We start from the raw sequence: 21,001 nt of genomic DNA, 5'->3' as shown, positions 1-21,001 counted from the left end.
CGTGCGGCGGCGTTTGAGGCGACAAATTTGGCCGGCCTGTGCCGCTCCCCCGCGATCGCGACAGGCGATCACGAGGATCGATATGTCAAGGTTTCAGAATCTCAAAATTTAATAAATGACATTTTAACATTTATCATGAAAAAATCACAGCATTAAATGGAACATATACGAAACTTCAGCATTATCGCTCATATCGATCACGGCAAGTCGACGCTGTCGGACCGGCTGATTCAGGCGGTTCACATTGTCGCCGACCGGGATTTCAAGGATCAGATCCTGGACACCATGGACATCGAGCGGGAGCGGGGCATCACCATCAAGAGCCAGACCGTCTGCCTGCCCTACACCGCGAAGAACGGCAAAACCTACAGTCTCAATCTCATCGACACCCCCGGCCACGTCGATTTCAGTTACGAGGTCTCCCGGGCCCTGGCCTCCTGCGAGGGGGCCTTCCTCCTGGTGGACGCGAGCCAGGGGGCCGAGGCCCAGACCCTGGCCAACCTTTACCTGGCCATGGAGCACAACCTGGAGGTCATCCCGGTCATCAACAAGATCGACCTCCCCTCGGCGGACATCGAACGGGTCAGGGAGCAGATCGAGGACGATCTGGGGCTCGACCCCGAACGGGTGATCCTGACCTCGGCCAAGGAGGGGATCGGCATCGAGGACGTCCTCGAGGCGGCCGTCAATTTCCTGCCGCCCCCCAAGGGCGACCCCGACAAGCCGCTCAGGGCCCTGATCTTCGACTCCCATTACGACCCCTTCCGGGGGACCATCGTCCATTTCCGGGTCTTCGACGGACGGATCAAGGCCGGCGACACCATCCAGTTCATGTCCAACAACGCCCGGTACAAGGTGGAGGAGGTGGGGATCTTCCAGATCGTGCGGAAGCCCCGGAAGGTGCTGTCGGCCGGGGATGTCGGGTACATGATCGCCGGCATCAAGACCGTCTCCGACACCAGCTGCGGCGACACCATCACCCTCAAGTCCAACCCCTGCGACGCGCCCATGCCCGGATTCCGGGAATCCAAGCCTGTGGTCTTCTCGTCCATCTACCCGGTGGCCTCCGACGAATACGAAGACCTGGCCGTCGGCCTGGAAAAGCTGAAGCTCAACGATTCGGCCCTCATCTACGAGAAGGACTCCTCCGCGGCCCTGGGCTTCGGGTTCCGGTGCGGGTTTCTGGGGCTGCTCCACCTGGAGGTGGTCCAGGAGCGGCTGGAACGGGAATACGACCTCTCCCTGATCCTCACCGCCCCGTCGGTTCAGTACGAGATCACCCTCAACGACGGTGAGGTCATGATCATCGACAACCCGTCCCTCTACCCCGACCCGTCCAACATCCTGATGACCCGCGAGCCTTACATCCGGGCGGCCATCATCGTTCCGGACCGCTACATGGGGGCGGTGATGAAGCTCTGCCTCGATAGGCGGGGCATCAACCGGAACTACCAGTACCTGACCCGGGATCGGCTCGAAATGATCTTCGAGCTCCCCCTGGCCGAGGTGATCTACGATTTCTACGACAAGCTCAAGTCGGTCACCCAGGGGTACGGCTCCTTCGACTACGACATCCTCGAGTTCCGGGAGACCGATCTCGTCAAGCTCGACATCCTCATCAACGGCGAGCGGGTGGACGCTCTTTCCCAGCTGGTCCACCGGGACCGGGCCGTGGAGCGGGGCCGCCGGGCCTGCGAGAAGCTCAAGGAGGAGATCCCGCGCCAGATGTACAAGATCGCCATCCAGGGGGCCATCGGCGCCAAGATCGTCGCCCGCACGACCATCTCCCCCTTCCGCAAGGATGTCACCGCCAAATGCTACGGCGGCGACATCACCCGAAAGCGGAAGCTCCTGGAGAAGCAGAAAAAGGGCAAGAAGCGGATGAAGATGGTCGGCCAGGTGGAAATCCCCCAGTCGGCCTTCCTGTCGGTGCTGAAGACGGAGGATTGAGAAGGAAGAGGCTGAAGGCTGACTAAAGAGGCTGAAGGCTGAAGGCTGAAGGGGCGCGCCTGCGAGGACCGGAGCGGTGACACCCCTTCAGTCTCTTTGAGCTGAGAGCCGAAGACTAACGGTTTAAGATTATAGGCTGAAAGAGGCGCCCCTTCGATGAACGGGGCGCTTGCACCCCTTTAGCCTTCAGCCTTTAGCCTTCAGTCTTCAGTCTTAAGCCTATGTCCTATCCGGCCCCGGCCCATGATTGCCGAAAGCCGAAGGTTGAACACAGAATCACTTGAAACTTAAAACCCTATCAGGAGAAACATATGGGAATGACCATCACCGAAAAGATTCTCGCGGCGCATGCGGGGGTGTCGAAGGTGTCGCCGGGGGATCTGATCATGGCCCGGGTGGACGTGGCGCTGGGGAACGACATCACCGCCCCCATCGCCATCAAGGCGTTTCGTGAGAGCGGGGCTAAAAAGGTGTTCGACAAGGACCGCGTCATCCTGGTGCCGGACCATTTCGTGCCCAACAAGGACATCGCCTCGGCCATGCAGGTCAAGCTGGTGCGGGAGTTCGCCCGGGAGCAGGAGCTCACCTGGTTTTTCGACGCGGGGGAGATGGGGGTGGAGCACGCCCTCCTGCCGGAGCAGGGACTGGTGCTGCCTGGAGACCTCGTCATCGGCGCCGACAGCCACACCTGCACCTACGGCGGCCTGGGAGCCTTCTCCACCGGGGTCGGCTCCACCGACCTGGCGGCGGCCATGATCACCGGCGAGGTCTGGCTCCGGGTGCCCGAGAGCATCAGGTTCGTCTACGAGGGAACCCTCAACCCGTGGGTGGAGGGCAAGGACCTGATCCTCTACACCATCGGCGACATCGGGGTGGACGGGGCCCTCTACCAGGCCATGGAGTTCACCGGGCCCGTGATCGAGGCCCTGAGCGTGGAGGGGCGGCTCACCATGGCCAACATGGCCATCGAGGCGGGGGGGAAGAACGGCATCATCGCCCCGGACGCCCTCACGGAGGCCTTTGTCCAGGACCGGGCGGTCCGCGACTACACCCCTTTCCACAGCGACCCCGACGCCGGATACGCCCGGGTGATCACCTATGACGTGGGGAACATCGAGCCCCAGGTGGCCTTTCCTCATCTGCCCGAAAACACCCGGGGCATCAGCGAGGTGGGAGAGGTGGTCATCGACCAGGCGGTGATCGGCTCCTGCACCAACGGCCGCATCGAGGACCTCCGGTCGGCGGCGCGGGTCCTCACGGGCAACCGGGCGGCCAAGGGGGTCCGGCTCATCGTCATACCCGCCACCCCCACCATCTACCGCCAGGCCATGGACGAAGGCCTCTTCGAGATCTTCATGAACGCCGGCGCCATTATCAGCCCCCCCACCTGCGGTCCCTGCCTGGGCGGGCACATGGGCATCCTGGCCAAGGGCGAGCGGGCCATCGCCACCACCAACCGCAATTTCGTCGGCCGCATGGGCCACCCGGAAAGCGAGGTCTACCTCTCCAACCCCGCCGTAGCCGCCGCCTCCGCCATCGCCGGAAAAATCGTCGGGCCGGACAGGGTGGCATAGGCCACTTTTTAACTATCTGAATCAAGGACTTATATGGCTATGCAAGTAACCGGAAACATCCACAAATTCGGCGACGATGTCGACACCGATCTGATCATTCCGGCGCGGTATCTCAGCACCAGCGATCCTGCGGAACTGGCTAAACACTGCATGGAGGATGCGGATCCGGACTTTGCCGGCAAGGTGAGGGAAGGGGACATCATCGTGGGCGGGAAGAACTTCGGGTGCGGATCGTCGCGGGAGCACGCCCCCATCGCCATCAAGGCCGCCGGGGTGTCCTGCGTCATCGCCAAAAGCTTTGCGCGGATTTTCTACCGGAACGCCTTCAACATGGGGCTGCCCATCCTCGAATGCGAGGCGACGGACGCCTTCGAGACCGGCAAGAAACTGTCGGTGGATTTCGATACGGGAGAGATCGTCCTCGTGGAGACCGGCGAGCGGTTCACCACCCGCCCCATCCCCCCCTTCATGCAGGAACTCGTCCAGAGCGGCGGGTTGATGAAATACATCCAATATAGGCTGAAGACTGAAGGCTGAAGGCTGAAGGGGTGCGTCCGCGACGAACGGAGCGGTGATACCCCTTCAGTCTCTTTAAGCTGAGGGCCGAAGACTAACGGTTTAAGACTATAGGCTGAAAGGGGCGCCCCTGCGACGAACGCGGCGTTTGTGCCCCTTCAGCCTTCAGCCTTCAGCCTCTTCAGTCAGCCTTCAGCCTCTTCAGCTATTCCCCCAGCAACCCCTCGAAATAGGCGATGGTCCTGCTCAGGCCGTCTGCCAGGGGGACCTTGGGTTCCCAACCCAGCCGTTCTCTGGCCAGGCGGATGTCCGGCTGCCGCTGGCGGGGGTCGTCGGCGGGGAGGTCCTTGAAGACGATCTCGGAGCGGGAGCCCGTGAGGTCGAGGATCCGGCGGGCCAGCTCCAGGATGGTGAACTCGTTGGGGTTGCCCAGGTTGACCGGTCCGGTGAAGTCGTCCGGGGAGGCCATGAACCGGACGAAGCCCTCGATGAGGTCGTCGACATAGCAGAAGGATCGGGTCTGGGAGCCGTCGCCGTAGATGGTGATGGGCTCGTTTTTGAGGGCCTGGACGATGAAGTTGGAGACGACCCGCCCGTCGTCGGGGTGCATCTTGGGGCCGTAGGTGTTGAAGATCCGGCCCACCTTGATCTGCAGCCGGTGCTGGCGGTAATAGTCGAAAAAGAGGGTCTCGGCGCAGCGCTTGCCTTCGTCGTAGCAGGAGCGGATGCCGATGGGGTTGACGTGGCCCCAGTAGCCCTCGGGCTGGGGGTGGACCGACGGGTCGCCGTAGACCTCGCTGGTGGAGGCCTGGAAGATCCTGGCCCGGATGCGCTTGGCCAGCCCCAGCATGTTGATGGCGCCGTGAACGTTGGTCTTGATGGTCTTGACCGGGTTGTACTGGTAGTGGATGGGGGAGGCCGGGCAGGCCAGATTGTAGATCTCGTCCACCTCCACGTAGAGGGGGAATGTGACGTCGTGGCGGATCAGCTCGAAGTAGGGGTTGTCCATGAGGTGGAGGATGTTGCGACGGCTGCCCGTGAAAAAATTGTCGACGCAGATGACGTCGTGCCCGTCGTCCAGGAGCCGCTCGCACAAGTGCGACCCGAGAAACCCGCCGCCGCCGGTGACCAGGATCTTTCTGGGTGTGTGTTTCATCGTATCTCCCTTGGCGCCTTCGCGCCGTTGTGTAAAATTAAAGGCTGAAGGCTGAAGACTGAAGGCTGAAGGGGTGCAAGCGCCGCATTCGTCGCAGGTGCTCCCTTTCAGGCATGGAACGCATAGAGACTGAAAAGGCTTAAACGCGCCGATCGTTACAGGCGCACCCCTTCAGCCTTCAGTCTTCAGCCTTCAGCCTCCTCTTATCATTTTTCTCCCGGAGCCTCAATTGCCGTAGTTTTTCGGCCAGTGTTTTTCGGGAAAAGGGCTTCTGCAGGAAAGTGACCCCGTCGTCCAGGACGCCGTGGTGGGCGATGATGTCGGCAGTGTATCCGGACACGAACAGGACCTGGATATCGGGGTGGGTCGACTGCAGCCGTTGCGCCAGATCCCGGCCGCTCATTCCCGGCATGACGACGTCGGTGACCAGCAGGTGAATGCGCCCCGGATGGGCCGCGGCCAGGGTGACGGCCTCCTCGGGGCCGGTTGCCGGCAGCACGGTGTAGCCCAGCCCCTCGACCAGCTGTTTTCCCATCTTCAGGATGGCGGGCTCGTCCTCCACCAGCAGGACCGTCTCCCCCCTGCCGTTGGGGGCCTTTTCAGGAAGGGCGTCTCCCGAAGCCGGGCCGGCATCGGCATGATGGCGGGGCAGGAATATCCGGACCCGGGTGCCTTTTTCCAGTTCGCTGTCGACATGGATGAATCCGTGGTTCTGCCTGACGATGCCGTAAACCGTGGCCATGCCCAGGCCGGTGCCCCTGCCGGAGGCCTTGGTGGTGAAGAAGGGCTCGAAGACCTTCTCCAGCGTCTCCGGAGCCATGCCGATGCCGTTGTCGGTCACCGTAATCATGACGTATTCGCCCGGTTCGAGCGTTGCCGGGTGATCGCCGTCTCCGGATCCGTCGACAACGATGTTGTGGGTTTCGATGGCGATTTTCCCGACATCGGTGACGGCGTCCCGGGCGTTGACGCAGAGGTTGGTGATGATCTGGTCCACCTGGGCCGGATCGATCCTGACGGGCCACAGCCCTGTTCGGGGCGACCACGACAGTTCGACGGCCTCGCCGATGAGGCGCCGAAGCATCCTGAGCATGCCTTCCACGGCGTCGTTGAGATTGAGTACGACGGGAGCCGCGGTCTGGCGTCGGGCAAAGGCCAGCAACTGACGGATGATGTCCGCCGAGCGCCCGGCCGCCGACAGGATCTCCTCGAGATCGTTGCGAAGCGCGTCTCCGGGATGCAGCCGGGTCAGGGCCAGCTCCGAATAGCCGGTGATGACGCTCAGCATGTTGTTGAAATCGTGGGCCACGCCCCCGGCCAGGCGACCGACGGATTCCATCTTCCGGGCCTGGGCCAGCTGCCGCTCCAGAATGTCGTGGGCGGTCTCCCGCTCGATCCGTTCGGTGATGTCCCGTACGAAGACCAGGGCACCGTCGGCATCCCCGTAGCGGATGGGCACAGCGGACGTCTCGACGGCCACTGCAATGCCGTCCATGCGCAGGTAGCGCTCCTCCAGGAGGGGGACCGGGCGTTTCTCCCGCATCAACCGATCCAGGCGGCCGTCGACGATTCCGTGGAAATCAGGATGGATGAATTCGCGTATGGACCGCCCCGCAAGAGCGTCGGGAGAGGGGGCCTTGAGGAGTCGGGCCGTGGCCTGGTTCAGATAGGCGAAGCGGCCGTCGACATGGACGAAGATGGCGTCGGGGGAGCTTTCCACCAGGAGCCGGAACCGGGCCTCGCTCTCTTCCAGAGCCGCCTGGGTCCGCATCCGCTTATCCACCTCCTGTTTAAGAACCGCTGTTTCCCGGCGGGCGCTCAGGGCCGCGCTCAGGCTCCACACCAGGAAAATCGTCAGAAGGGCCGCCGCCGAGGCGCCCAGGTAGACGGTCGTGCGTTTCGTCAGGAACGGCTTTTCGAGGTCTTCGGTCCGGGCCAGAACAAGGATGTGCCAGTTGGTGGAGGGGATGGGGACAGGTGATGCGTAGCGTCGTCGCGCGGGGGAGAATCTTTGGATCTCCCGCCGCAGGGCCGAAGGCGACAGAGAGGCCTTCAGTCCGAGGGCCGGGATGGACGAGGCGATGATCGCGTCCCCGGGGCCGACAACCACCACGTCCCATTCCCGGGTGTCCGTGGATGCGACGATGATGTTTTCCAGCAGCTGGGCGTGGATGACGGCAACGAGGGTGTGAACGACGCGGCCTTGCCTCAGGACCGGCACCCGCACCGTGATGTAGGCCCGGGGGTGGTTCCCCACCGCGAATTTCCGGCTCTCCCAGACCTGTTTCAGCGAGGCCGGGTCGGCCAGGGGGGGCAGGGGGGTTCCCTCGGGGATGCGCAGATTGAAGACCGGGCCGTGCCGGTCGGTGAGGACGAGGGTGTACCATTCCGGGTGGATCCGCCAGAGCCGCTCGGCCTCCAGGCGGAAGGCGGCGAGATCTCCCCGGTCCAGGGTGCCCGAGGTCGCCAGGCCGCGAAGCAGTGCCGCCTGCTCGCCCACGCTCCGATCGATGATGAAGGCCAGGGACTCGGCTCTGGTCTGAAGAAGGCTCCGAATGGCGGATTCCTGCTGCCGGGTGAAGAGCAGCAGCATCACGGCCGCAAACAGGATCAGCGGCACCACCCCTGCCAGATGCGGCCGGACCATCCAATCTATCCGATATTTTTTGAATATCACGATGATCAGTCTTTTGAGGCTGAAGGCTGAAGGCTGAAGGGGTGCGGCTGCGACGAACGGGACATTCATGCCGATTCAGCCCTCAGCCCTCAGTCTCCAATTTTCAGCCTTCACCCAGCCTGTCGGCCAGCAGCTGCTTGATGGTTTTGATGTTGATGGGCTTGTAGAAATAGGCGTCGAATCCCGCGGCCCTGCATTCGGAGAACTCGAACTTGTTGGCGGCGCCGGTCATGCCGATGATGAAGGCGTCGGGGTGATCCTTCCGGACCTGTTTCGCGAAGGCGAATCCGTCCATCCCGGGCAGGTTGATGTCGACGAACATGACGTCGAATTCCGCCGTCCTGAGTGCCTCCAGGGCTGCTTCCGCCGAGCCGAACGCCTGAACGGCATACTGGGGGAAGGCATGGATGAAGAGCTTCTGAATGGGCTGGTCGTCGTCCACCACCAGAACCCGCCGCTGCCGCTTGTCGTCGATACCGTCACCTGAAACCATAGTCACCTTCTTTTCGTTTGAGTTCTGACGATCTCATTACTCTTCTCAATTGCGCGTCATGGTTTCAGTAAAAAACTGCCGGAATGAATCAAAATCATCGGTCATGGGGTCGGGCCAGGCAACCTGCCTGATATTTAAAGAAAAAAGGGTCGAAAATCGCCGTATTTGACCCTTAAACCGCCATTTTTAAGGGTAAAATTGAAGGGTTTAATGGCGAATCGTAAATGGAAGCGGATGTTCCCGGCATTGACAATTCACCGATCCTTAAACCTGCCATTTTGCCCCCAAAAATGACCGTTTAAGGCGATATTCCGGACTATTTTCATGGGTTATCTTTGTAATAACAATGGGTAGGCTTGGCCCGACCCCAATATATAACATTTCCGTCGATGCGTCTACGTCTGTTAGAGGATGCATTCGCTGTCCTGGAGGTCGTATTCCGGGACGATCTCCTGGATTTTGAGGCGGATGGCGCACCCGTCGTACCCCTGGGCCATGGCGGCCAGTTCGTTGATCCGGGTCGTCAGCCGGTCCCGGTACGGCGCTTGCCCTCCCAGGCCGTCCCAGTCGTCTCCGGCCTTGAGCACCATGATTTTTTCGTGGGCCGTGGCGACGATGCCCTCGCCACGGGTGATGAGCTCCTCGTAGAGCTTTTCCCCCTCCCGCAGGCCGGTGAAGACGATCTCGACGTCGGTGTCGGGCTCCTTGCCCGAGAGGCGGATGAGGTCCCGGGCCATGTCGACGATTTTGACGGGGGTGCCCATGTCGAGGATGAAGGTTTCGCCGCCCTCCCCGAGGGCGCCGGCCTGCAGCACGAGCTGGGCCGCCTCGGGGATGGTCATGAAGAAGCGGGTCACCTCGGGGTGGGTGATGGTGACCGGCCCGCCCCGGGCGATCTGCTCCCGGAAGAGGGGGACCACCGAGCCCGCGGAGTTGACCACGTTGCCGAAGCGCACCGTCATCATCCGGGTGCCGCCGCCGGTGCAGGCCGCTCCGATGAGCTCGCAGACCCGCTTGGAGGCCCCCATGACGTTGGTGGGCCGCACCGCCTTGTCGGTGGAGACCATCACGAAATGGCCCACGCCGTGCTTCACGGCGCTCTCCATGAGGACCCGGGTGCCCATGATGTTGTTGGTGACCGCCTGCCAGGGGTTCCGCTCCAGCATGGGCACGTGCTTGTAGGCGGCGGCGTGGAAGATGACGTGGGGCCGGTACCGGCGCATCACCCGCTCCACCAGGGCCTTGTCCTGGACCCCGCCCAGCACGGTGACGTATTTCTGGTACCCCACCCGGTGCTTGAGCTCCATCTCGATGCCGTAGAGGTTGGGCTCGGACGCGTCGAAGAGGATGAGGTTTTCGGGGGTGAACCGGACGATCTGGCGGCAGAGTTCGCTGCCGATGCTGCCCCCGGCGCCGGTGACGAGGACCCGGCGGTCCTTGAGATAGCTTTCGATCTCGGGGACGTTGAGGCGCACCGGGTCCCGGCGGAGGAGGTCCCGGTAGTTGACGTCCCGGAGGGTTTTGATGGAGACCTTGCCGTCGATGAGCTCGGCCAGGCCCGGCAGGGTCTTGAAGGGAACCCTGGCCGCCTTGCAGGCATCCACCATGGTCCGGATCTGGCGGCCGCTTGCGGAAGGCGCCGCGATAAGGACCTGTCCGACCTCGTGCTTCCTGACGATGCCGGGAAGCGCCGCCACGGTTCCCAGCACCGTGATGTCGTGGATCGACCGCCCCTGTTTTCCGGGGTCGTCGTCGATGAATCCGACGACGTTGTAATAGAGGCTCCGTTGTGTGGAGATCTCCCGGAGGATCTTCTCGCCGGTGGTGCCCGCCCCGATGATCAGGGTGGGGACGCCGCGCTGGTACGGCATAACCTCCTGGGATACGCCGTTCTTGTTTTGGAAGTACTGAAAGACCAGGCGCATGCTCAGCCGGAACCCGCCGATGAGCAGAAAGGTGGTTGCCGTGTCGATGATGAAAACCCCCCGGGAAAAGCCCTGAAACCGGCTCAGGACCAGGACGGCGGAGACGACCACCAGGCTGGAGAGGATCACCGCCTTGGCGATCCGCCACATCTCCGCCAGGCCGGCGTACCGGAACATCCCCCTGTAGAGCTTATATAAGAAGAAGACCGTAAGTTTGAGGGGGACCACAAGGGCCAGCAGGGCCGACATCTGCCGATAGTCGGCGGGTCTCAGTTCAAAATCGAATCGGATCAGGTAAGCGAGGAAAAGAGAGAGACAAACGAGGCAGAGGTCAATGCAAAAAACAACATAAAATCGGGGGTTTCGGATCTGATATATCATATGCCGCACCGCATCCGGATATGAAAGGTTCGAGACGCCAATGCCGACGTAGCAGGATCGCGCCGGGTGTCAATTGCCCATTCCTTTTCTTATAGGGGAACGAAGGAAAATTGTCAACGGTCTCATAGCTTATGGGGTCGGGCCAAGCAACCTGCCTGATATTTAAAGGAAAAATGGTCGAAAATCGCCGTATTTGACCCTTAAACCGCCATTTTCAAGGGTAAAATTGAAGGGTTGAATGGCGAATCGTAAATGGGAGCGGATGTTTCCGGCATTGACGATTCACCGATCCTTAAACGTGCCATTTTGTCCCCAAAAATGACCGTTTAAGACGATATTCAGGGCTCTTTTCAGGCTTTATTTATGTAATAACAATTGGTTGTCTTGGCCCGACCCCAATTAATCCCCCGCCAGCGCCGTCACGATCCGCGCCGCCGTCTTGCCGTCCCACAGCTCCGGGCGGGCGGGGGTTCGGCCCCGCTGCAGCATCTCCCGGCAGGTTTTGCGGATCCGGTCCACGTCGTTGCCCACCAGCACGCTCGCGCCGCCGTGTTCCCGCAGGGTCACGGGCCGCTCCGTGTTCCACCGCAGGGTCAGACAGGGGGTTCCCAGAACGCAGCACTCCTCCTGAAGCCCGCCGGAGTCGGTCAGCACCATGGCGGCGTCCATGTTGAGGCGCAGAAGCTCGTGGTAGCCCAGAGGGGTGAGGAGGACCATATTCCGGGCGGCGGCCACCCGGTCCCACAGCCCGAAGCGCCTGAGCTGTTTTTCGGTGCGGGGATGGACCGTCCAGAGGAGGGTCAGCTCCCGGGTCAGCTCGTTCGTCAGAAAGTCGACGATGGCCCCGAGAATCGCCGGGTCGTCCACGTTGGAGGGCCGGTGAAGGGTCAACAGCGAAAACCCTTGGCCCGGGTCCGGCACCGCCCCGAGACCCCCGCCGCCCATGCGGTTCCGGTTCACGATATCCGCCACATCGAGGGCGGCCGCCTTTTCCCGCTGGGCCTCCAGGGTGTCGATCATGATGTTGCCCACGAACCGGATCCGATCCTCGGGAACCCCCTCGGCCCGCAGGTTCTCGCCCGAGAGCCGGTCCGGGGTGAAGAGCAGGTCCGAGAGGCGGTCGGTCACCAGCCGGTTGACCTCCTCGGGCATGGTCATGTCGCGGGAGCGGAGCCCCGCCTCGATGTGGGCCAGGCGGACATGCTCCTTCTTGGCGGTGATGGAACAGGCGCAGGTGGCGTTGACGTCCCCCACCACCACCACCCAGTCGGGACGCTCCTGCCGCACCACCTTCTCGAAGGCGATCATGGTGAGTCCCACCTGCTCGGCGTGGCTGCCCGAGCCGATGCCCAGGTTGATGTCGGCCTCGGGGATGTCCAGTGCCTCGAAAAAGGCCCGCGACATGTTGTCGTCATAGTGCTGGCCGGTGTGAACCAGAAGATGGCGGATGCCGGGCGCGCCCGATCCCGCCAAAGATTGGTTGTGGGCCTCCACGGCCCGGATGAACGGCGCGATCTTCATGAAATTGGGCCGCGCCCCCACAACAGAAACAATTTTCACGGCTGAACCTCCTTGTAAAGGCTGAAGACTGCAGACTGAAGGCTGAAGGGATGCGCCTGCGACGAACGGGGCGCCGATCTCCTTTCAGCCTTGATTTTAAGGGGTCGGGTCAAGCAAGCTGCCCCAATTTCCCACCCTCAATCCATCTGAAATAACAGCACCGACCGCAAAAAAGCAACCCCCGCGCCATCCTCAGCTCCCCGGGGCGGCAGCTCCCGGCTCACGGCATAGCGGGCTGCCTCCAGGAGGCTGCCCCAGAATTCCACCATCTCGTTGTGGGCGCGCTTGAAGTGGGCTTTCTGCCAATCCATGGGGGAGGCGGGAAAGGGCCCGGGGGCCGTGGGGCAGGGGAGGATCTTCACGTCCGTGCCCCACAGCATCAGCTCCAGGAGCAATCGGGAGCGCGGCATGTGGTACGGGCTGGTCACCAGCAGGCAGGACTTGAGCGCCTTTTCCCGGATGATGCGGGCCGTGAGCAGCGCGTTCTGAAAGGTGGTCTCGGCCCGGTCTTCGATGAGGTGTCGGAAGGCGGGTCTCCTGCCGACCCATTTCCGGTCCAGGGCCGCGGCGCGCCGGACATCGGCCGGAGACAGGATGAGATAAGGCGCAAGCCCCCGGCGGGCCAGGGCGTACCCCTCCCGGGCGCGCCCGTCAGCGCCCATGAAAACCACCACCGCGTCGGCCTTCTCCACGGCGGCGGGCCGCGTCAACAGCGCATAGAAAACACCGGCCTGTGCGAGCCACGCCCCCACCAGCAGCATGAACAGAGATCGAATCATGTTATCCTTCAAATTTCTAAGTATTCATGGGGTCGGGCCAAGCAACCTGCCTGATATTTAAAGAAAAAAGGGCTAAAAATCGCCGTATTTGACCCTTAAACCGCCATTTTCAGGGGTGAAATTGAAGGGTTCAGTGAGAAATCATGAATGGGTGCGGATGCTTCCGGCATCGACAATTCTTCGCTCCTTAAACCTGCCGTTTTGCCCCCAAAAATGACCGTTTAAGGCGATATTCCGGCCTATTTTGAGACATTATTTCGGGAATAACAATTGGTTAGCTTGGCCCGACCCCAATTTCTCAATTTCTCCAAATGAATTGATACACAAATCCCAGCCAAAAACGTCTTGACGGTCGATCATCCCTGTAATACATTTCTGAAAAAAGAGATACAATAAAATAAAGCAGGAGACGGCCATGCCCATCAGTTTAAGAATTCCGCCGGAAACAAATTCCCGCCTTCAGGCATTGGCGGATAAAAAAGGTAAAACCAAAACCGCACTGATACTCGAAGCCCTGGATGAAAAATACAATCTCAAGAAAAGCCGTCGTGAGTTAATCAGGGAGTTGTCCGGATGGATGTCTCCGGATGAAGGGACCGAATTGCGCGAAGCCGCGGCGGTGTTTGATAAGGTGGATGAAAGGGACTGGCCGTGAGGTTGGTGCTCGACACGAATATCTACTGTGATTTTGCCGAAGGCGTACCACAAACCGTAGATATAATGGCGGAGTTGGGTGAATCCATCTATCTCCCGGCCGTCGTCATCGGCGAACTGTTTTATGGGTTTATGAATGGCCGACGGCGGGAGTGGAACGAAATGAAACTGAATGAAATTATCGAGAAACTGCAAATAACGGTCATCGATGTCACACAACCGGTTGCTTCAAAATATGGGCTGATTTACCTTTCGCTGGTTAAAAAAGGCCACAAAATTCCCCTGAACGATGTCTGGATAGCGGCCTGCTGCATGGAGGTTGGGGGGACGCTGTTGACCCGAGACCACCATTTTGAATATGTGGAACAGATAGACAAACTGATTTTATAGATGCGAATGGGTTGAATCCGGCCACACGGGCCAAATATCCTTCGTGTTCACGGATGTTCACGGGGTCGGGCCAAGCAACCTGCCTGATATTTAAAGAAAAGATGGTCAAAAATTGCCGTATTTGACCCTTAAACCGGCATTTTCAGGGGTAAAATTGAAGGGTTTAGTGAGAAATCATGACTGGGTTCGGATGCTTCCGGCATCGACAATTCTTCGCTCCTTAAACCTGCCGTTTTGCCCCCAAAAATGACCGTTTAAGGCGATATTTCGGCCTGTTTTGAGGCGTTATTTCAGGAATAACAATGGGTTGGCTTGGCCCGACCCCAATTTCTCCAGTTCCCATGGGAATGTGTTTTTTTCAGAGGAGGTAGAATCCGGATACGGGGTATGCGATTCACGAAGACGGTAGGATCCGTCGGCTGCTTCAATCCGTCCGTCGGTTTTCCGGATGCCGAGCTTCGCGCGTATATCCTCAACGAAATCGTGGTCTCCTACGGCGATGCACTGTGTCCATCTGGCCTCTCTGTCGCGCTTTTTTTGTTTGAGGACATCGTCGATCCATCGGCGATGAGACTGAACGAGATTGTCGATCGTCGAAATTTGGAGAAAATCCATCAGACGCTGGTAATCGATGAGCGCATACCGCTTTCGCGGCCCTTGAAGTTCATTGTATCCGCTGCACTCCCATTCAGACGGATGCCCCACCGCTCCGGAGCGCACCATGTTCAAATCGATGTAGGCGATGCATTGGGCCAGATGTCGGCCGCTCGATACGGCGGTCGCATGATACCGATCCTCCCAAAACGCTCCCTTCCGGTTTTTTCTCCGGTTGTATTCCTGCGCAGTGCGTCCGGCGATCAACTGAAGCGATTTTGGAATTGCCTGGCGATCCTTGTCGTCGAAGACGAGAAGGTGAATATGGTTTGAGGTGACCATGTAGTTCAATATGCAGAGACCGTATCGTTTTTTGGCTTCGAACAGCCATTGCAGCCATCGACGACGGTCCCTGGCGAATTTTAGCAGGAATTCCTTTTGGTGGCACCGATGCGTGATGTGCCAGATGTTTCCGGAAAGATAATGTCGTTTCGCTCTTGCCATAAGCCATCCTTAAATTTTATTATGGATTCATAGGATTCATGGGGTCGGGCCAAGCAACCTGCCCGATATTTAAAGAAAAAATGGCCAAAAATCGCCGTATTTGGCCCTTAAACCGCCATTTTCAGGGGTGAAATTGAAGGGTTTGGTGAGAAATCATGACTGGGTTCGAATTTTCCCAACATTGACGACTCGCCATTCGTTAGACTTCCCATTTTGCCCCCAAAAATGACCGTTTAAGCCTATATTTCGGCCTGTTTTCAGGCGTTATTTCCGGGATAACAAGGAGTTGGCTTGGCCCGACCCCAATGGCCCAATGGCATTGACATCCCAAAAGGCGCCTCATATAATGCATCATAAAGACTCAAGGAGTGCGTCATGCATCAGATTACCATTCGGGGCATCGACCCGGAAATCGAGCGGGAAATTCGGCGCATCGCCAGGGAGAGCCGTAAATCCATCAATCAGGTGATCAAGGAGATCATCCACAGGGAATTCGGGAAAAAGACCTCTCCGGCATCATCCCTGAAGCGACTCTCCGGGGGCTGGAGCCAAAATGAAGCCGAGGCGTTTCAACTCTCCATCCAATCCTGCGAACAGATCGATGAAGATATGTGGAAATGAAACTCATCCTGGACACGAGCGCCTATGTCGGGTTTAAGCTCGGATATCCGGAGCTTGTCGAATACCTCACCCGGGCGGATTTGATATTCATATCGCCGATCGTTCTGGGTGAGTTGATGTTTGGATTCCGCAACGGTTCCCGTTTTTCCAAAAATATGGAGGAGCTGAACCGTTTCTTGTCGCATCCCGTCGTCGAAACCATCACAATGACGGATATCACCTCGGATCGATATTCACGAATTGCCGCGCAGCTCCGGCGACAGGGAACGCCGATTCCTTCAAACGACATCTGGATCGCGGCGCAGACCATGGAAACCGGTGCCGAACTGATAACGACGGACCGACATTTTGATCATATCGAAGGTCTTGTTTATCGACTTTTCCAATCAAAATGACACATTCCCTTTGCATGCTTCATGGTTTCCTTCATGGGGTCGGGCCAGGCAACCTGCCTGATATTTAAAGGAAAAAGAGTCAAAAATCGCTGTATTTGATCCTTAAACCGCCATTTTCAAGGGTGAAATTGAAAGGTTTAGTGATAAATCATGAATGGGTGTGGATGGATCCGGATGTTCCCGGCATTGCCACTTCACCGCTCCTTAAACCTGCCATTTCGCCCCCAAAAATGGCCGTTTAAGCCGATATTTCGGCCTGTTTTGAGGCGTTATTTCAGGGATAACAAGTGGTTGGCTTGGCCCGACCCCAAATCAATCCCAAAATACCCCTTTGCGTCCTTTTCGCCTTTGCGTGAGAAACCTTTATACAAAAGACTCCCGAAGCAAAAACAGCCTCACGCCGTTCACTACCCTTCGCGCAGGATGGGTTCGAGACGGGAGATCTCGTCCGCGCCCGGACCGTTCATTGCGTGCCAAAGATCCCAGTCTTGCTGGAGCCCAAGCCAGAAGTCGGCCGGCATTCCCAGGACTTGCGCCAATCGCAAGGCGGTATCGGGCGTCACGGAGCGTCGCCCCCGAACGATTTCGTTCAGTCGAGGGTAGGATATCCCAAGACGAATCGCCAGCGCGCTCTGAGAAATCCCCAGAGGTTTCAGGAACTCTTCCAGCAGCATCTCGCCGGGGTGTGTCGGCGGACGGTGCTTCGGCAAACGCCGTCCCGCGCCCGAATTAATGATAATCGACAATTTCGACCTCGTAGGCATGGCCATCCTCCCATATAAAACAAATCCGGAATTGCTGGTTTATCCGAATGGCATATTGATCTTTCCTTTCACCCCTAAGGTGTTCCAGACGATTTCCCGGTGGGATTGCGAGTTCGCCGATTTCTCGAACACGATTGATCTGGTCAAGCTTGCGCCGAACAATCGCCCACAAGTCACGCGGGCAGCAACGCCTCGCTTCCCGAGAGTTCCCGCCGTCAAAAACGTCTTCCGTACCTTGGTCGTGAAAGGACTTTATCATATATCACATTATAACGATTACCGTTATACGCGTCAACGCCTTGGCATTTCTGCTTGAAAGCCGCCAAGCCGCATTGGCCCGACCCCACTGGACCTGGACCCCATGAATTCATGGGGTCGGGCCAAGATTCACGGGGTCGGGCCAACCAACCTGCTTGATATTTAAAGGAAAAATGGCTAAAAATCGCCGCATTTGACCCTTAAACCGCCATTTTCAGGGGTGAAATTGAAGGGTTCAGTGAGAAATCGTGAATGGGTGCGGATGTTCCCGGCATTGCCACGTCACCGCTCCTTAAACCCACCATTTTGCCCCCAAAAATGACCGTTTAAGGCGATATTCAGGCCTGTTTCAAGGCGTTATTTCCGGGATAACAAAGGGTTGGCTTGGCCCGACCCCAATTGCCGCTCCTTAAACCCGCCATTTTGCCCCCAAAAATGGCCGTTTAAGCCGATATTTCGGCCTGTTTTGAGGCATTATTTCCGGGATAACAAGGACTTGGCTTGGCCCGACCCCAAATCATAATTGATAGCAATTGGATAGGCTGAACGCAATATCAAACCGCCACCCCCCCCTGGCGTCAAGCTTATAATACACGCAACGAACGCCCGGCTGACATTCTCGATCTCCTGAAAGGAAATCAACGGCCTCCCCGCAGTTCTGAAACCAATCGGTCAGCAGACGGAACTGGGCCGCGTGCCCCTTTTCGATTTTTGTCTTCAGCCCTTTGAACCGGTTGAATCCGAAGGCCTCGGCGTCCCCGCGCCCGGACCGTTCATTGCATGCCAAAGATCCCAGTCTTGCTGGAGCCCAAGCCGGAAGTCGGCCGGCATTCCCAGGACTTGCGCCAATCGCAAGGCGGTATCTATAACGATTACCGTTATACGGGTCAACGCCCTGGCATTTCTGCTTGGAAGCCGCCAAGCCGCATTGGGCCGACCCCAATTGCACCGATTGCTTAGATAAGCCATATAAAAAGCCATATTTATATATTGACAATATGGCGGTGTAAATATATTTTTAAATGATGAAGCGGCAATCTGATTTTGAATGGGACAGCGAAAAGGATAAAAGCAACCAAAAAAAGCATGGTGTATCCTTTGCGCTCGCGCAGCTTGCCTTTTTAGATGAGCATCGTGTGATTCTGGAGGATCTTGAGCATAGCCGTGATGAGAAGCGATATTATTGCCTGGGCAGGATCGCGGACGGCATCATGACCGTTCGGTTCACGTATCGACAGGACAAAATCAAAATCATCGGCGCCGGATATTGGCGAAAGGGAAAGCAGATTTATGAAAGAGAAAATAAAATACACGGATGAACCGATGGGAAAGGTGAAAATCGTGAAAGATTTTCTGCCGCCGCCCAGCGAGCTGGCACTCAAGGAGGAAACCGTAAAGATAACGATTTCATTGAGCAAAACCAGCATCGATTTTTTTAAAAGCGAAGCGAAAAAGCACCATACCCAATACCAGAAGATGATTCGAAGGCTTCTGGATGAATATGCCGCACAACATTCCTGATGGGGTCATGGGGGTCGGGCCAGGCAACCTGCTCGATATTTAAAGGAAAAATGGTCAAAAATCGCCGTATTTGGCCCTTAAACCGCCATTTTCAGGGGTGAAATTGAAGGGCTTGGTGAGAAATCATGAATGGGTGCGGATGCTCCCGGCATTGACACTTCACTATTCGTTAGACCCGCCATTTTGCACCCAAAAATGGCCGTTTAAGCCGATATTTCGGCCTGTTTTGAGGCATTATTTCCGGGATAACAAGGACTTGGCTTGGCCCGACCCCATCGTGGCTTTCCAGGGACGGATGGCTTTCAGGGTTTCGGAAAGCGCGTCCTGCGCAACCTCGATATCAAACGCAGCCTGTGCGCGCAGCCAATATCCGTTAGATAAACCCAAAAACCGGCAAAGGCGCAGATCGGTATCCGCGGTAATTCGTCGCTTGCCCGCGACAATTGCACTGATCCGCTGCGGTGGAACACCGATCTCGCGGGCCAGACGATACCGGGAAATGCCCATCGGTTTCAGGAACTCCTCGAGCAGCAGCTCTCCCGGTGTTACGGGAAAAAGTTCACGCATGGCGAAACTCCTAATGGTAATCCACAATTTCGACATCCGCCGCCCCGGCCGCAGTCCAGCGAAAACAGATGCGAAATTGACTGTTGATCCGAATACTGTGCTGCCCGGTACGATCGCCTTTCAAGGCTTCCAGACGATTGCCGGGAGGCACCTTAAGATCGTCAAGGCGTGCTGCGATCTGAAGTTGCCGAAGCTCTCGCATCGCAATCCGTTCGATGTTCACAAAGCGCTTCTCTCTGCGGCCTTCAGCCAAAGCTTCTGTATACGGACATTTGAACGATACAATCATTTTAAATATTAACGCATGTCGTTAATAACGTCAAACGTGATTACCGCCATTTTTAAAGGGGGAAATTGAAGGGCTTGATGAGAAATCATGAATGGGTGCGGATGCTCCCGGCATTGACACTTCACTATTCGTTAGACCCGCCATTTTGCCCCCAAAAATGACCGTTTAAGGCGATATTTCGGCCTGTTTTGAGGCATTATTTTCAGAATAACAATGGGTTGGCTTGGCCCGACCCCAATTGCCATATCATTATCTTCTCGTTGCCTTCTTTGCGCCTTTGTGTGAGAATATTTATGGGTTGTCCAGGTCAGACCCCTCAATCTCAATCCCGGTTTTCAGTATTTCATTTGCCATGGGATTTGAAATATTGAAGTCCTTCCTTCTGAAGGGGTGGGGTTCAATTCGGGTATCGAATTTCCTTCTCAGTTTCATCAATTGGACCGGCATATCGAAAGAATCCGGGAAATCCTCAAAAATAATGGCGATATCCATATCACTGTTGATATCGGCATTACCTTTGGCATAGGAACCGAAAAGGTAGGCTTTTATGATTCCAGGTTCTTGTTTCCGCAAAAAGTTAATGTATTTTATAGCTGTTTCAGGAGTTTTTCCTTTAGCCATTTTCTGAAATCCTTAATGATATCCGTCCATTTTTGGGTAAAGTCACCTTTTTCAAGCAAATGCATCATCGTCTGGAAATCTCTGTCGGAGGATTGAAGCCAGTATTCTATCAACTCTTTTTTATGCATTTACATTGGGCTTTGCTTGAAATGAGCATGAAATGGATCGCAAGATATAATCCTTTTTGCGTCCTTTGCGCCTTTGCGTGAGAAACCTTTATACAAGTCTTCCGAAGCAAAAACAACCTCACGCCGCTCACTACCCTTCGCGCAAGATGGGCTCGAGACGGGAGATCTCGTCCGCGCCCGGATCAGGCATTTTTCACATCCATCAGGAGTTCATCCTCTTCAAGGTCGACCATGGGCACATTGAAACGGTGAAGGTTGAGCAAAAAGGCAACCCTGCTCATTCCGACCAATTCCGCAGCCATTCCGGATGAAAGTCGTTTCATCTCGAACAGCTTTACCGCCATGGCCATTTTTGCGGGGCCGGGGGTCGGGCCAACCAACCTGCCTGATATTTAAAGGAAAAATGGCTAAAAATCGCCACATTTGACCCTTAAACCGCCATTTTCAGGGGTGAAATTGAAGGGTTCAGTGAGAAATCGTGAATGGGTGCGGATGTTCCCGGCATTGCCACGTCACCGCTCCTTAAACCCACCATTTTGCCCCCAAAAATGACCGTTTACGGCGATATCCCGGTCTGTTTTGAGGCGTTATTCCCAGGATAACAATGAGTTGGCTTGGCCCGACCCCAATTGGAACGCATTGAATGGCAGCTTTTCAGGTTGAATTCTTTCGCAGTGATTTGAT

At 57.3% G+C, this 21,001-nt stretch carries 22 protein-coding genes; 9 read left to right on the top strand and 13 right to left on the bottom strand.

Translation table 11 applies throughout. From position 1 onward, the window contains the following. The first annotated feature begins 156 nt into the window (after positions 1-156). The 3 genes from lepA (at position 157) to dmul_RS16750 (ending at position 4,061) form a co-directional block, all read left to right on the top strand. Complete coding sequence (gene lepA, locus dmul_RS16760; protein ID WP_020878462.1) at positions 157-1,950, top strand: translation elongation factor 4; 1,794 nt, start codon at positions 157-159, stop codon at positions 1,948-1,950. A gap of 311 nt (positions 1,951-2,261) precedes the next feature. Then, entirely contained in the window at positions 2,262-3,524 is a 1,263-nt protein-coding gene (gene leuC, locus dmul_RS16755) for a 3-isopropylmalate dehydratase large subunit (protein WP_020878463.1), read from the top strand. A 33-nt stretch (positions 3,525-3,557) separates the two neighbouring features. After that, positions 3,558-4,061 (top strand): 3-isopropylmalate dehydratase small subunit, encoded by a 504-nt coding sequence (locus dmul_RS16750; protein WP_020878464.1) that lies wholly within the window; start codon positions 3,558-3,560, stop codon positions 4,059-4,061. Positions 4,062-4,245: 184 nt separating this feature from the next. Here the strand turns inward: dmul_RS16750 and dmul_RS16745 are convergent, their stop codons facing one another. The 6 genes from dmul_RS16745 to dmul_RS16720 form a co-directional block, all read right to left on the bottom strand. Next, positions 4,246-5,196, bottom strand: coding sequence for a UDP-glucuronic acid decarboxylase family protein (locus dmul_RS16745; protein WP_020878465.1), 951 nt, complete (start codon positions 5,194-5,196; stop codon positions 4,246-4,248). A gap of 178 nt (positions 5,197-5,374) precedes the next feature. Continuing rightward, positions 5,375-7,942, bottom strand: coding sequence for an ATP-binding protein (locus dmul_RS20355; RefSeq protein ID WP_020878466.1), 2,568 nt, complete (start codon positions 7,940-7,942; stop codon positions 5,375-5,377). Between the two features lie 34 nt (positions 7,943-7,976). After that, positions 7,977-8,366 carry a response regulator gene (locus dmul_RS16735; protein WP_020878467.1) on the bottom strand — a complete coding sequence of 130 codons (390 nt, stop codon included), beginning with the start codon at positions 8,364-8,366 and terminating at the stop codon, positions 7,977-7,979. A gap of 404 nt (positions 8,367-8,770) precedes the next feature. Further along, positions 8,771-10,672, bottom strand: a complete 1,902-nt coding sequence (locus tag dmul_RS16730) for a polysaccharide biosynthesis protein (RefSeq protein WP_020878468.1) — start codon at positions 10,670-10,672, stop codon at positions 8,771-8,773. Between the two features lie 399 nt (positions 10,673-11,071). After that, the gene (gene wecB, locus dmul_RS16725; protein WP_020878469.1) at positions 11,072-12,232 is read right to left on the bottom strand and encodes a non-hydrolyzing UDP-N-acetylglucosamine 2-epimerase; all 1,161 of its coding nucleotides are present in this window, start codon (positions 12,230-12,232) and stop codon (positions 11,072-11,074) included. A gap of 137 nt (positions 12,233-12,369) precedes the next feature. Then, complete coding sequence (locus tag dmul_RS16720; protein ID WP_020878470.1) at positions 12,370-13,011, bottom strand: YdcF family protein; 642 nt, start codon at positions 13,009-13,011, stop codon at positions 12,370-12,372. Between the two features lie 415 nt (positions 13,012-13,426). Between dmul_RS16720 and dmul_RS16715 the strand changes: the two genes are divergently transcribed. Beyond that, a complete protein-coding gene (locus dmul_RS16715; RefSeq protein WP_020878471.1) occupies positions 13,427-13,666 on the top strand; it encodes a ribbon-helix-helix domain-containing protein in 240 nt (79 codons plus the stop codon). Further along, positions 13,663-14,055: a type II toxin-antitoxin system VapC family toxin gene (locus dmul_RS16710; RefSeq protein WP_020878472.1), complete on the top strand. Its 393-nt coding sequence runs from the start codon at positions 13,663-13,665 to the stop codon at positions 14,053-14,055. The genes dmul_RS16715 and dmul_RS16710 overlap by 4 nt, the downstream gene beginning before the upstream one ends. Before the next feature lie 285 nt (positions 14,056-14,340). On the opposite strand, the gene dmul_RS16705 is transcribed toward dmul_RS16710, so the two are convergent. Then, complete coding sequence (locus dmul_RS16705) at positions 14,341-15,153, bottom strand: transposase (protein WP_020878473.1); 813 nt, start codon at positions 15,151-15,153, stop codon at positions 14,341-14,343. A gap of 375 nt (positions 15,154-15,528) precedes the next feature. On the opposite strand from dmul_RS16705, the gene dmul_RS16700 reads away from it, so the two are divergent. Both dmul_RS16700 and dmul_RS16695 read left to right on the top strand, forming a co-directional pair. Further along, complete coding sequence (locus dmul_RS16700; RefSeq protein ID WP_020878474.1) at positions 15,529-15,774, top strand: hypothetical protein; 246 nt, start codon at positions 15,529-15,531, stop codon at positions 15,772-15,774. Further along, complete coding sequence (locus dmul_RS16695) at positions 15,771-16,169, top strand: type II toxin-antitoxin system VapC family toxin (RefSeq protein ID WP_020878475.1); 399 nt, start codon at positions 15,771-15,773, stop codon at positions 16,167-16,169. Before dmul_RS16700 ends, dmul_RS16695 begins: the two co-directional genes overlap by 4 nt. Before the next feature lie 407 nt (positions 16,170-16,576). Here the strand turns inward: dmul_RS16695 and dmul_RS16690 are convergent, their stop codons facing one another. Both dmul_RS16690 and dmul_RS19855 read right to left on the bottom strand, forming a co-directional pair. Beyond that, positions 16,577-16,879, bottom strand: a complete 303-nt coding sequence (locus dmul_RS16690; protein WP_234979180.1) for a HigA family addiction module antitoxin — start codon at positions 16,877-16,879, stop codon at positions 16,577-16,579. Positions 16,880-16,898: 19 nt separating this feature from the next. Continuing rightward, positions 16,899-17,192 carry a type II toxin-antitoxin system RelE/ParE family toxin gene (locus dmul_RS19855; protein WP_078081332.1) on the bottom strand — a complete coding sequence of 98 codons (294 nt, stop codon included), beginning with the start codon at positions 17,190-17,192 and terminating at the stop codon, positions 16,899-16,901. Positions 17,193-18,213: 1,021 nt separating this feature from the next. On the opposite strand from dmul_RS19855, the gene dmul_RS16675 reads away from it, so the two are divergent. Both dmul_RS16675 and dmul_RS16670 read left to right on the top strand, forming a co-directional pair. Beyond that, on the top strand, positions 18,214-18,510 hold the full coding sequence (locus tag dmul_RS16675; protein ID WP_234979179.1) for a BrnT family toxin: 297 nt from the start codon (positions 18,214-18,216) through the stop codon (positions 18,508-18,510). Between the two features lie 4 nt (positions 18,511-18,514). Further along, positions 18,515-18,712 carry a BrnA antitoxin family protein gene (locus tag dmul_RS16670; protein WP_234979178.1) on the top strand — a complete coding sequence of 66 codons (198 nt, stop codon included), beginning with the start codon at positions 18,515-18,517 and terminating at the stop codon, positions 18,710-18,712. A 234-nt stretch (positions 18,713-18,946) separates the two neighbouring features. On the opposite strand, the gene dmul_RS16665 is transcribed toward dmul_RS16670, so the two are convergent. The 4 genes from dmul_RS16665 to dmul_RS16650 all read right to left on the bottom strand — a co-directional run bounded on the left by dmul_RS16665 (position 18,947) and on the right by dmul_RS16650 (position 20,661). Then, positions 18,947-19,279, bottom strand: a complete 333-nt coding sequence (locus dmul_RS16665; RefSeq protein WP_020878479.1) for a HigA family addiction module antitoxin — start codon at positions 19,277-19,279, stop codon at positions 18,947-18,949. Between the two features lie 10 nt (positions 19,280-19,289). Further along, on the bottom strand, positions 19,290-19,481 hold the full coding sequence (locus dmul_RS16660; protein ID WP_412459504.1) for a type II toxin-antitoxin system RelE/ParE family toxin: 192 nt from the start codon (positions 19,479-19,481) through the stop codon (positions 19,290-19,292). A gap of 378 nt (positions 19,482-19,859) precedes the next feature. Further along, positions 19,860-20,189, bottom strand: a complete 330-nt coding sequence (locus dmul_RS16655) for a nucleotidyltransferase domain-containing protein (RefSeq protein WP_020878481.1) — start codon at positions 20,187-20,189, stop codon at positions 19,860-19,862. A gap of 310 nt (positions 20,190-20,499) precedes the next feature. Beyond that, positions 20,500-20,661 carry a UPF0175 family protein gene (locus tag dmul_RS16650; protein ID WP_234979177.1) on the bottom strand — a complete coding sequence of 54 codons (162 nt, stop codon included), beginning with the start codon at positions 20,659-20,661 and terminating at the stop codon, positions 20,500-20,502. Positions 20,662-21,001: the final 340 nt, after the last annotated feature.

Source organism: Desulfococcus multivorans (assembly GCF_001854245.1).
Lineage (GTDB): Bacteria > Desulfobacterota > Desulfobacteria > Desulfobacterales > Desulfococcaceae > Desulfococcus > Desulfococcus multivorans.
This window is presented reverse-complemented; position numbering and strand designations above follow the sequence as displayed.

Coding starts and splice junctions, on each gene's coding strand:
- lepA (WP_020878462.1), top strand. CDS start 157: ATGGAACATATACGAAACTTCAGCATTATCGCTCATATCGATCACGGC.
- dmul_RS16715 (WP_020878471.1), top strand. CDS start 13,427: ATGCCCATCAGTTTAAGAATTCCGCCGGAAACAAATTCCCGCCTTCAG.
- dmul_RS16730 (WP_020878468.1), bottom strand. CDS start 10,672: ATGATATATCAGATCCGAAACCCCCGATTTTATGTTGTTTTTTGCATT.
- dmul_RS16660 (WP_412459504.1), bottom strand. CDS start 19,481: ATGCGAGAGCTTCGGCAACTTCAGATCGCAGCACGCCTTGACGATCTT.
- dmul_RS16705 (WP_020878473.1), bottom strand. CDS start 15,153: ATGGCAAGAGCGAAACGACATTATCTTTCCGGAAACATCTGGCACATC.
- dmul_RS16745 (WP_020878465.1), bottom strand. CDS start 5,196: ATGAAACACACACCCAGAAAGATCCTGGTCACCGGCGGCGGCGGGTTT.
- dmul_RS16700 (WP_020878474.1), top strand. CDS start 15,529: ATGCATCAGATTACCATTCGGGGCATCGACCCGGAAATCGAGCGGGAA.
- dmul_RS20355 (WP_020878466.1), bottom strand. CDS start 7,942: ATGAATGTCCCGTTCGTCGCAGCCGCACCCCTTCAGCCTTCAGCCTTC.
- dmul_RS19855 (WP_078081332.1), bottom strand. CDS start 17,192: ATGATAAAGTCCTTTCACGACCAAGGTACGGAAGACGTTTTTGACGGC.
- dmul_RS16650 (WP_234979177.1), bottom strand. CDS start 20,661: ATGGCGGTAAAGCTGTTCGAGATGAAACGACTTTCATCCGGAATGGCT.
- leuC (WP_020878463.1), top strand. CDS start 2,262: ATGGGAATGACCATCACCGAAAAGATTCTCGCGGCGCATGCGGGGGTG.
- dmul_RS16735 (WP_020878467.1), bottom strand. CDS start 8,366: ATGGTTTCAGGTGACGGTATCGACGACAAGCGGCAGCGGCGGGTTCTG.
- dmul_RS16750 (WP_020878464.1), top strand. CDS start 3,558: ATGGCTATGCAAGTAACCGGAAACATCCACAAATTCGGCGACGATGTC.
- dmul_RS16675 (WP_234979179.1), top strand. CDS start 18,214: ATGATGAAGCGGCAATCTGATTTTGAATGGGACAGCGAAAAGGATAAA.
- dmul_RS16695 (WP_020878475.1), top strand. CDS start 15,771: ATGAAACTCATCCTGGACACGAGCGCCTATGTCGGGTTTAAGCTCGGA.
- dmul_RS16720 (WP_020878470.1), bottom strand. CDS start 13,011: ATGATTCGATCTCTGTTCATGCTGCTGGTGGGGGCGTGGCTCGCACAG.
- dmul_RS16670 (WP_234979178.1), top strand. CDS start 18,515: ATGGGAAAGGTGAAAATCGTGAAAGATTTTCTGCCGCCGCCCAGCGAG.
- dmul_RS16655 (WP_020878481.1), bottom strand. CDS start 20,189: ATGGCTAAAGGAAAAACTCCTGAAACAGCTATAAAATACATTAACTTT.
- dmul_RS16665 (WP_020878479.1), bottom strand. CDS start 19,279: ATGCGTGAACTTTTTCCCGTAACACCGGGAGAGCTGCTGCTCGAGGAG.